The organism is Mycobacterium sp. SMC-17 (assembly GCF_045310915.1).
Classification (GTDB): domain Bacteria; phylum Actinomycetota; class Actinomycetes; order Mycobacteriales; family Mycobacteriaceae; genus Mycobacterium.
This window is the reverse complement of sequence record NZ_JBJIAK010000014.1, coordinates 103422-114896: the sequence shown is the minus strand read 5'-3', so window position 1 is coordinate 114896 and position 11475 is coordinate 103422. Positions and strand designations below refer to the sequence as shown.

Here is an 11475-nt window from a genome sequence, read left to right as displayed (position 1 = left end):
ACACACCCAGCCAACCAGACACCCCAATCACAGGCCGACAGCAGCTGACCGTTCTACACCCTCAATCATGAAGAGCCTGTTTCCGGCTACCTGACTTTTCTCCAGGCAGGCACCTTGACCACTGAGTTCGCCATCAGAACGCTTGCTCGGCAAGCGGTTACGCCGGCGTAAGTGCGATCTTGAAGTGGGTATACCGGACACGCCGAACCTGTGTATCCAGACTATTTAGCTAACAGATTGATAACGTCGGAGATGATCTGCGGCAGGCGCACGTCATCATTTGGTAATGACCAACGCTATTCGCCGGGAGCGCAACGTCGCGCCTCTCCGGTCCGCCGGCGGACCTCTTCCGCAGGGCGTCCACGGTGCCGCTGACCCCAACTTCGCAACTGTGGTGCGGGCGTTTTCCGCCCTGTTCCCCAGCCGATATCTGGGTGGCGGCGCCCTCTCGGTCTACCTCGACGGTGTTCCCGTCGTCGACGTGTGGACGGGGTGGGCCGACCGGTGGGGCCACCGGCCGTGGGACGCCGACACCGGCGCGATGGTGTTCTCGGCGACCAAGGGGTTGGCCTCGACCGTCATCCACCGACTGGCCGACCGGGGCCTGATCGAATACGACGCGCCCGTCGCCGAGTACTGGCCGGCCTTCGGGGCCAACGGCAAGGCCGGCGTGACGGTGCGGGAGCTGATGCGGCACCGCGCCGGGCTGTCGCAGCTGAACGGCGCGACGCGCGACGAGCTGATGGACCACCGCCTCATGGAGCGGCGGCTGGCCGCGGCTCCCATGAGCTGGATGAAGGGGCGTCCGGCGTACCACGCCATCACCTACGGCTGGCTGTTGTCCGGCCTGGCCCGCGCGGTCACCGGTCAGAGCATGCGGGAGCTGTTCCGCACCGAGCTCGCGGAGCCGCTCGGCACCGACGGTCTGCATCTCGGCCGCCCGGCCGCGGATGCGCCCACGCAGCCCGCGCAGATCATCGGCCCGCAGTTCCGCATCCGCAATCCGCTGTTCGACGCGGTGGCGCCGCACGTGGCGAGGTTGCCGTTCTCGGGCGGCTTCGGCTCGATGTACTTCACCGGCATGCGGTCCATGGCGCAGGGCGACACACCCTTGCTGGATGCCGAGATGCCGGGCGCCAACGGCGTGGCCACGGCTCGATCACTGGGACGCGTGTACGGCGCGATGGCCAACGGCGGCCAGATCGACGGGCTGCGGTTCCTGTCCGCGGGCACGGTGGCGCAGCTGCAGGGGACCGGCAGCGTTTTCCCCGACCTGGGCCTCGGCCTGCCCATGGATTTCAACCTCGGGTATCACGGCGTGCCGTTCCCGGGTGTCATGCCGGGGTTCGGGCACGTCGGCCTCGGCGGGTCGCTCGGATGGGCGGATCCGGACCGCGGTCTGGCTTTCGGCTTCGTGCACAACCGCCTGCTGACGCCGCTGATGCTGGCCGATCAGGCGGGTTTCGTGGCGCTCGCGGCAATGGTGCGGTACGGCGCGGCGCAGGCGCGCAGCAACGGCTTCTGCCGGGTCACGGAGTTCGGTGCGCCATACGCCGATCCAGCTCCGGTTGCGGGCTGACGGAGTTTGCGCGCGCGAGATATGCGTCCGCATCGGAAGCGATGCGGACCGCCCTGTGCACCGGACTTTCGAATACGCGCAGATGTCCGGCATGTTGATTTTTTGCCCGTATCGAGCGGAGTTCGTCACAGTAGATATTTCGTACCATGCGTATCGACCATTGCCGACAATACGATTTTATGGCCGCAGCCTGTAGTTCTACGATTTTCGCTGCGTTGCTCGAATTTCAATAACCATATCCGCGCAAACATTTGTGCTGCCGCAGGTCCTGTGCGGGCGCGGTGCTGGGGTGAACGATGTTCGCTACGGACCGCTATGCTTCCGCCCCGTGGCTGGTTCGAAATGGCTCCGAACCAAACCCCTGCGCAACGGCGCGCCGGGCGGGTTGGGCCTTCCGCAGCGAGTGTGCTGCGGATATCCGCTGCTGACGGTCGCCTGGTAGCGATTCGACCGAAACGGGTAGCCCCGAATCGGCGGATCAGTTAATTTGACCCGGTAGGATTTCGAGCCAGTTTGTTTAACGCGGCAAAGACGATTTCGCAGAGATTTTGAGCGCGGTCTGCAAAGCCACCCGGCACGGTGTGTCGGAGTCCGGCCGGACTGCACGGAGAGGCGGTAGCTAAGTGGGTGGGTCACCGACGACACCCGTCGCGATCATCGGCATGGCATGCCGGCTTCCCGGCGGCATCAGCTCGCCGGACGAGCTGTGGGAAGCCCTGCTGCGCGGTGACGACCTGGTTACCAAAGTTCCGCTGGAACGGTGGGACGCCGAGGAGTACTACGACCCGGAGCCCGGCGTGCCCGGCCGGTCGGTCTCCAAGTGGGGCGGTTTCCTCGACGACGTTGCCGGCTTCGACGCCGACTTCTTCAACATCAGCGACCGCGAAGCCACCGCGATCGACCCGCAGCACCGCCTGATCCTCGAAACCTCCTGGGAGGCCGTGGAACACGCGGGCATCGATCCGGCCACCCTGGCCGGCTCGCTCACCGGCGTCTTCGTGGGCATGACCCACGGCGACTACCAGCTGCTGGCCGCCGACGCCCACGCCATCGAGGGCCCGTACGGCTTCACCGGCAACAACTTCAGCCTGGCCTCGGGGCGCGTCTCGTACCACCTCGGCGCGCACGGCCCGTCGTACACGGTCGACTCGGCCTGTTCGTCCAGTCTCCTCGCGATCCACAACGCGTGCCGCAGCCTGCACGACGGCGAGAGCGACGCCGCCCTCGCCGGTGGTGTGTCGATCATGCTGGAGCCGCGCAAGATGTCCTCGGGTTCGGCCCAGGGCATGCTGTCGCCGACCGGCCACTGCCACGCCTTCGACGTCGCCGCCGACGGCTTCGTCTCCGCCGAGGCGTCGGTCATGTTCATGCTGAAGCGCCTGGACGACGCGCAGCGCGACGGCGACCGCGTCCTCGCGGTCATCCGCGGCACGGCGAGCAACCAGGACGGCCACACGGTCAACATCGCGACCCCGGGCGCGGACGCCCAGGTCGCCGTCTACCGGCGGGCGCTGGACCTCGCCGCCATCGATCCCGCCACCGTCGGGTACATCGAGGCGCACGGCACCGGAACTCCCGTCGGCGATCCGATCGAATACTCAAGTCTGGCAACGGTTTACGGCAAGCAGGGGCCCGTCGTGCTGGGCTCGGTCAAGACCAACGTCGGGCATGCGCAGTCGGCGTCGGGTGCGGTCGGCCTGTTGAAGACCGTCCTGGCCCTGCAGCACGGCGTGGTGCCGAAGAACCTCTACTTCAACGAGATGCCCGCCGAGATGGCGGCCATCGACACCGGGCTGTTCGTGCCGACGGACCTCGTGCCGTGGCCGGCGACCGCCGACCACCCGCGCCGCGCCGCCGTGTCCGCCTACGGCCTGTCCGGCACCAACGTGCACGCCGTCGTCGAGCAGGCGCCGGCCGAGTCGTCGCCGCGCGTCGTCGGGTCCGAAGGACAGGGGCTCGGCGGCAAACTGCTGTTCCCCGTGTCGTCCACCTCGGCCGAGGAGCTGCGCCGCACCGCCGGCAAACTGGCCGACTGGGCCGCCGCCCAGGGCGAGGCCCTCGACCTGGCCGACACCGCCTACACGCTCGCGCGTCGCCGCGCCCACCGGCCGGTGCGCGCTGCCGTCCTCGCCGAGGACGCCGCCGGCCTGATCCAGGCGCTCCGTGACGTCGCCGACAGCGAGACCCCGTACCAGGCCGCGGCCGGTAAGGGTGACCGCGGCCCGGTGTGGGTGTTCTCGGGTCAGGGTTCGCAGTGGGCGGCCATGGGCGCCGGCCTGCTGGCGGCCGAGCCCGCATTCGCGGCCGCCATCGCCGAGATCGAGCCGCTCATCGAGGCGGAGTCGGGCTTCTCGATCACCGAAGCCATCACCGCCGGTGAGACGGTGACCGGCATCGACCGCATCCAGCCCGCCGTGTTCGCGATCCAGGTGGCGCTGGCCGCCACGCTGCGGTCCTACGGTGTGCAGCCCGGCGCGGTCATCGGCCACTCGATGGGTGAGTCCGCCGCCGCCGTCGTCTCCGGCGCGCTGTCGCTCGAAGACGGCGTGAAGGTGATCTGTCGCCGGTCGAACCTGATGCTCAAGGTGTCGGGCTCCGGCGCCATGGCCTCGGTGGAGCTGCCGGCCCAGCAGGTGCTCTCCGAGCTGGGCGCCCGCGGCGTGAGCGACGTCGTGCTCGCCGTCGTCGCCTCGCCGCAGTCGACCGTCGTCGGTGGTGACAAGGACGCCATCCGCGCCCTGGTCAAGGAATGGGACGAGCGTGGCGTGATGGCCCGCGAGGTCGCCGTCGACGTCGCGTCGCACACCCCGCAGGTCGACCCGATCCTGGACGAGCTCGCCGACGCCCTCGAGGACCTCGAGCCCGACGAGCCGGCGGTGCCGTACTACTCGGCCACGCAGTACGACCCGCGCGACCCCGCGGACTACGACGCGGACTACTGGGTCGACAACCTGCGCCACACCGTGCGCTTCGGTGCGGCCGTGCAGGCCGCGCTCGACGACGGCTTCCGGGTGTTCATCGAGCTGGCCCCGCACCCGCTGCTGGTGCACGCGGTCAACCAGAACGCCGCGCACCAGGACATCGGCATCGCCGCCCTGGCCGCGATGCGTCGCGAACAGGACGTGCCGAACGGTCTGCGCGATGTCGTCGCCGATCTGCACACCGCCGGTGCCGCCATCGACTTCTCGGTGATCTACCCGGACGGCGTGCTGGTCGACGTACCGCTGCCGACCTGGACCCGCAACCACCTGATCCTCACGCGTGATCCGCACGAGCAGGCCCCCGGCGGTGCGTCACTGGCGGTGCACCCGCTGCTCGGCGCACACGTGCGGCTGCCGGAGGAGCCCGAGCGGCACGTCTGGCAGTCCGACGTGGGTACCGGCGTGCAGCCCTGGCTGGGTGACCACCAGGTGCACAACGTCGCGGCGCTCCCGGGTGCGGCGTACTGCGAGATGGCGCTCGGCGCGGCCCGCGAGGTGCTGGGCGAGGCCTCCGAGGTCCGCAACGTGTCGTTCGAGGCCATGCTGCTGCTCGAGGAGGAGACCGCCGTGTCGGCGGTCGCCACCGCCGTCCCGTCGGGCGACATCGACTTCCTGGTCGAGACCTACCAGGACGGCGAGCAGGTGCGCCGTGCGGCCGCGACGCTGCACGCCATCGAAGACGACGCCTCCCGGCCGAGCTACAACCTGGCCAAGCTGGTCGCCGCCCACACCGAAGACGTCGACGGTGGTGACCTGCGTGCCTGGTTCGCCGAGCGGGGCATCCAGTACGGCCCGGCGTTCTCCGGTCTGACCGCGGCGCACACGACCGCGGGCACCACGGTGCTCGCCGCGGTCGCGCTGCCCGGTGCCATCCGGTCGCAGCAGAGCGCCTACACCGTGCACCCCGCACTGCTCGACGCCTGCTTCCAGGCGGTGGCCGCGCATCCCGATCTGCACGGCGACACCACCGGCGCGCTGATGCTGCCGCTGGGCGTCGGCAAGCTGCGGGCCTACGAGTCGACCCGCAACGCGCACTACTGCTACGTCAAGCTCGTCAGCCTCTCGCCGACCGCGGTCGAAGCCGACATCGACGTGCTCGACGAGAACGGCGCGGTGCTGCTGGCCGTGAGCGGCCTGCGGCTCGGCACCGGCGTGTCCGAGGAGGGCCAGCGCGAGCGGCTGCTCAACGAGCGCCTGCTGAACATCGAGTGGCGCAGCCAGGACGCGCCGGTCGCCAACGTGGTCGATCCGGGTCGCTGGCTGCTGATCTCGGCCGCCGCCGACGCGGACAGCCTGACCGAGAAGCTCTCCGAGGTGCTGCAGTCCGACGAGGCCGACGTCTCCACCATGGCGTGGCCGGCCGACGCCGACCACGCGTCCAACCTGGAGTCGCTGCAGGAGACGCTGACGGCCAAGCCGTTCAAGGGCGTCGTCGTCGTCACCGGTGCCCCGGACGGCCCGGCGGCCTCGGCGTCGCTGTCCACCGCACAGCGTGGCGTGGCGCAGGTCGAGCAGCTCGTGCACATCGTGCGGGGTCTGCCGGACGTGCCGGGCCAGCCGGCGCGGCTGTACGTGCTCACCCGCGGTGCCCGCACCGTGGCGCCGGGCGACGTGGCCAACCTGGAGCAGGGCGGCATCCGCGGCTTCATCCGGGCGATCGGCATGGAGTACCCGGCGATGCGGCCGACGCAGATCGATCTCGACGTGCAGGCCGACGTGGCGCACGTCGCCGCCGAACTGCTGTCCGGCTCCGAAGAGGACGAGACGGCCTGGCGGTCGGGCGAGTGGTACACCGCGCGCCTGAACCTGAGCCAGCTGCAGCCCGAGGAACGTCGCACCACCGTCGTGCGGCCCGAGACCGACGGTGTGCAGCTGCAGATCCGGACCCCCGGTGACCTGTCGTCGGCGGAGCTGGCGGCGTACGAGCGCGTCGCTCCGGGACCGGGCCAGATCGAGGTGTCGGTCGCGGCGTCCAACCTCAACTTCGCCGACGTGCTGGTCGCCTACGGCCGGTACCCGAGCTTCGAGGGCCGGCTGCCGCAGCCGGGCGCGGACTTCGCCGGTGTGGTCACCGCGGTCGGCCCGGGTGTCACCGATCATCAGATCGGCGACCGGGTCGCGGGCATCTCGCTGACCGGTGCCTGGAAGACGTTCGTGACCTGCGACGCCAACCTGGCCGTGAAGATTCCGGACGACCTGCCCGAGGGCAGCGCGGCGGCGGTGCCCAGTGCGCACGCCACCGCGTGGTACGGCCTGCACAACCTGGCCCGTATCCAGGCCGGCGACAAGGTGCTGATCCACTCCGCCACCGGTGGTGTGGGCCAGGCCGCCATCGCCATCGCGCGGGCCGCGGGCGCCGACATCTACGCCACCGCCGGTAGCGAAGATCGTCGAAACCTGTTGCGCAGCTGGGGAATCCAGCATGTCTACGACTCGCGCAGCACCGCCTTCGCCGAGGAGATTCGTCGCGACACCGACGGCTACGGCGTCGACGTCGTGCTGAACTCGCTGCCCGGTGCGGCGCAGAAGGCCGGTGTCGAGCTGCTGACCTTCGGTGGCCGGTTCGTCGAGATCGGTAAGCGCGACATCTACGGCGACACCCGGATGGGCCTGTTCCCGTTCCGCCGGAACCTGTCGTTCTACGCGCTCGACCTGGCGCTGCTGACGCTGACCAACCCCGACATCACGCGCGGCATGCTCGAGACGATCTTCGGGCAGATCGCCGACGGTGTGCTGCCGGTGCCGGACACCACGCACTACCCGCTGGCCGAGGCCGCCACCGCCATCCGCGTGATGGGCGCGGCGGGCCACACCGGCAAGCTCGTGCTCGACATCCCGCACACCGGGGAGTTCGAGGCCGTGCTGTCGCCCGAGCACGCTCCCGTGTACCGGGCCGACGGCTCCTACATCGTCACCGGCGGTCTGAGTGGCCTGGGCCTGTTCCTGGCCGACAAGCTGGCCGCGGGTGGTTGCGGACGCATCGTGCTGAACGCGCGTTCGGAGCCGAGTGCGGCGACCGCGAAGGCCATCGAGGCCGTCCGGAGCAAGGGCGCCGAGGTCGAGGTGGTGCTGGGTGACATCGCAGCCGCCGACACCGCCGCGCGTCTGGTCGCCGCGGCCGAGTCGACCGGCAAGCCGCTGCGCGGCGTGCTGCACGGCGCCGCGGTGGTCGAGGACGCGACGTTGCCGAACATCACCGACGAGCTGATCGAACGCGACTGGGCGCCGAAGGTGTACGGCGCGTGGCACCTGCACGAGGCGACGGCCGGGTCCGAGCTGGACTGGTTCTGCTCGTTCTCGTCGGCTGCCGCCATGGTGGGCTCGCCCGGACAGGGTGCGTATGCGGCGGCGAACAGCTGGCTGGACGCGTTCACCCAGTGGCGCCGCGCGCAGGGGCTGGCGGCGACGGTCATCGCGTGGGGTGCCTGGGCCAAGATCGGCGCCGGGCAGGGCATGGCGGCCGACGAGGCCATGGCGATCGATCCGGAGGACGGCGCCTACGCGTTCGACGCGATCATCCGTCACGACCGCGCCTACGCCGGCTACGCGCCGGTGGCCGGGGCCGACTGGCTGGTGGCTTTCGCTCAGGCCAGCAAGTTTGCGGAGTCGTTCGCCAACATCGGGCGGGGTGGTGCGGGCACCAGCGAATTCCTCGCGGAGTTCCACGCCCTGTCGGAGGAGGAGCGGCCGGCTCGTCTGAGGCGCCTGATCACCGACGCTATGTCTATGATACTTAGGCGATCTGTCGATCCCGACCGTCCGTTGGCCGAGTACGGCCTCGATTCGCTCGGGGCGCTGGAACTGCGGACCCGTATCGAAGCTGAGACGGGAGTCCGGATCGGTTCGTCGGACATCACGAATGTCCGAGCACTGGCAGAACGCCTGGGGGAGGCGATTTCGACGGCGATTTCGACATGACGGGTCAGAGTAGGGCGTCACAGAAGCCGCGCGCTGAATTCACCGAAGCACAGGAGAGTGAACATGGTTGCGATTAGGACCATCCATGACTGGATGGGTTCCTCGGGTGTTCTGACTTCCTGGAACCCTTCGTCTGCATCGCTTGCCAAGCTGCGCAACGCACCGGTCAGCTCGGTACCGGTCAGCTATCAGCAGAGCCAGCACATCCGCGCGTTCCGTTCGCACGAGCGCAACGGCACGGACATGGCACGGCTGAACATCGCCGCATGGGACATGCCGGGCAAGTGCGACGTCCGGGCCATGACGCACGTCATCAACGCCTACGTGCGGCGGCATGACACGTTCCACAGCTGGTTCGAGCTGACGGAAGACGACGTCGTCGTCCGCCGGACGGCGAAGAGCCCGCGCGACATCAAGCTGGTGGCCACCGAGCACGGCGAGATGAACGCGCAGCAGTGGCGCGACCACGTCCTCGCGACGCCCGATCCGCTGCAGTGGGACTGCTTCCACTTCGGCATCATCCAGCGCGACGACCACTTCACCTTCTACTTCAGCATCGACCACGTGCACACCGATGCACTGCTGATGGGACTGGTGCTCGTCGAAATCCACCTGATGTATGCGGCTCTCGTCAGTGGCGCCCCGCCGATCCCGCTGGCCGACGCCGGCAGCTACGACGACTACTGCATCAAGCAGGCGGAGTTCACGTCGGCGCTGACGCTCGAGTCGCCGGAGGTCAAGGACTGGATCAAGTTCGCCGAGGCCAACGACGGCACCCTGCCGTGCTTCCCGCTGCCGCTCGGCGACCCGTCGGTGCCCTGCGGCGGTGAGATGCTGACGGTTCGGCTGATGGACAAGCACCAGTCGGAGCGGTTCGAGTCGGCCTGCCTGTCCGCGGGTGCCCGCGTCATCGGTGGCGTCATCGCGTGCGCGGCGCTCGCCGAGCACGAACTGACCGGCCGGCCGATCTACAACGTCATCACCCCGACCACGACGCGCCGCACCCCGGCCGAGTTCATGACGACGGGCTGGTTCACCGGCGTCGTGCCGATCAGCGTCCCGGTGGTGCCGGAGTCGTTCGGCGACACCGCCCGCGCCATGCAGAAGGCGTTCGACGCAGGCATGGACCTGGCACACGTCCCGTTCGAGCGCGTACTCGAACTGGCCGAGGGCAAGGTGCCGGGCATTCGCAAGGCCGACCCGGGCGTGCCGATGGTGTCGTACCTCGACACCAACCTGCCGCCGCTGTCGCCGGCGATCATGAACGAGTGGGAACGGCTCAACGGCCGCGTCTACAGCGACGCGCGCTCGGCGTACCAGATCGGCATCTGGGTGAACCGTTCCGAGAAGGAAACCTCGGTCACCATCGCCTACCCGGACAACCCCATCGCCCGTGAATCGGTGGACAAGTACCTGCACGCGATGCGCGCGGTGTACCTGCGGGTCGCCGACGGCGGTTCTGGTGCGGGACGTTCGGAAGCCTTGCGCCACAACGGTTGCCGCAGCGAACTGATTCGAGCTGTGAAGGGCTGAGTTGTGACGACCTCCACGCGCCCGCCGCGCGTGCCTTTGTTGCGCCGCTGGTTGGCAGACAACAACGACGGTGATGAGAGCCGCGTGCTCGACTACGTCGACCAGGCGATGTTCCTCGGCCTGCGGGCCACCGGCCAGGCCGCTGTCATGCAGTGCGTCTGGGTGTACGAGCATCCCGTCGACATGGAGGGCCTGCGCCGGTTCCACTACAACTTCGGTCACGGCCTGGCCGGTCGGCGCATCGAGCCGTCGATCCTGCCGTTCGGCCGGCACCGGTGGGTGTCATCGCTGGGGCCGCCGGCGCCGCTGCGGGTGTACGAGACCGTGCGTCCGCGGGCCGAGCTCGGCGACTTCCTCGACGAGCATGCGCAGATCCCCGTCGACCCGGAGTTCGGCCCGGCCTGGCACATGGGTGTGCAGCCGCTCGACGACGGCGCCACGGTCGTCAGCCTCGTCGGTTCACACTGCATCGGCGACGGCGGCGGTGCCATGCTGACGGTGTTCGAGTCGGTGACGGGCCAGCTGCGCGACCTCGGTCTGCCGCAGCCGCGGACCAGGTCGTCATGGCAGGCGTTGCGTGCCGACTTCCGCCAGACCTTCCGCGACCTGCCCGAACTCGGGCGCTCGATCAAATCGGCGGCCAAGCAGGCGTACCAGAAGCGCAGCGAGCTGCGGCGTTCCGGAAAGTCGGCGGCAGCCCACCTGGATGAGGCCAGCGCCAAGGAAAACCTGTTGGTGCCGGCGATCTGGGCGTTCATCGACGCCGCGGAGTTCGACGCGCGCGCCAAGGCGCTCGGCGGCAACAGCTACGCGCTGATCGCCGGGTTCGCGGCGCGGTTGTCCGAGCGGATGGGCCGGTTCAGCGAGGCCGAGGGCGTGGTGCCGCTGGTGGTGCCCATCAACGACCGCACGCTCGAGGACACCCGTGCCAACGCGGTGCTGATCGGTGATGCCCGCGTCAACCCGAAGGGCGTCGCCGAGGATCTGACGGAGACGCGGGCGGTCATCAAGGAAGCCCTGCGCAAGATGCGCGAGGAGCCCGACGAGAAGTTGGAGCTGCTGCCGCTGACGCCGTTCATCCCGAAGCGGGCCGTCATCCAGGCCGCGGACATCGCGGTCGGGTTCGGTGAGCTCCCGGTGTTCTGCTCGAACCTCGGTGTGCTGCCGGACGATCTGGCGCGTGTCGACGGGACACCCGCCGAATACGTCATGGCCCGCGGGGTCGACGGTCAGGTGCCGCGTGCGGTCATGGAGCACCGCAAGGGCATCCTCACCGTCATCTCGATGCAGCTGATCGGCCGGGTGTCGATGGCGGTCATCGGCTACCAGCCGGGCGCCGAGAACACCAAGGCGACGTTGCGTGCGCACGTGGAAGCGACGCTGGCCGAGTTCGGCCTCACCGCGGTCTACGAATAATCCGCGTAATCCCAAGTTCGACAACCGAATAACCGAAGTGAAGGGCCA

4 protein-coding genes are annotated in these 11475 nt (G+C 69.1%); all 4 read left to right on the top strand.

Annotated elements, in window-relative coordinates; all coding sequences use genetic code 11:
- Positions 1-286: 286 nt before the first annotated feature.
- The 4 genes from ACJH7A_RS11920 to ACJH7A_RS11905 all read left to right on the top strand — a co-directional run bounded on the left by ACJH7A_RS11920 (position 287) and on the right by ACJH7A_RS11905 (position 11427).
- A complete protein-coding gene (locus ACJH7A_RS11920; RefSeq protein WP_212811501.1) occupies positions 287-1579 on the top strand; it encodes a serine hydrolase domain-containing protein in 1293 nt (430 codons plus the stop codon).
- Between the two features lie 623 nt (positions 1580-2202).
- The gene (gene pks2 / locus ACJH7A_RS11915; RefSeq protein ID WP_135355966.1) at positions 2203-8478 is read left to right on the top strand and encodes a sulfolipid-1 biosynthesis phthioceranic/hydroxyphthioceranic acid synthase; all 6276 of its coding nucleotides are present in this window, start codon (positions 2203-2205) and stop codon (positions 8476-8478) included.
- A gap of 63 nt (positions 8479-8541) precedes the next feature.
- Complete coding sequence (locus ACJH7A_RS11910) at positions 8542-10011, top strand: condensation domain-containing protein (protein ID WP_346414893.1); 1470 nt, start codon at positions 8542-8544, stop codon at positions 10009-10011.
- 3 nt (positions 10012-10014) lie between these two features.
- Positions 10015-11427, top strand: coding sequence for a hypothetical protein (locus tag ACJH7A_RS11905; protein ID WP_406802010.1), 1413 nt, complete (start codon positions 10015-10017; stop codon positions 11425-11427).
- Positions 11428-11475 lie beyond the last annotated feature (48 nt).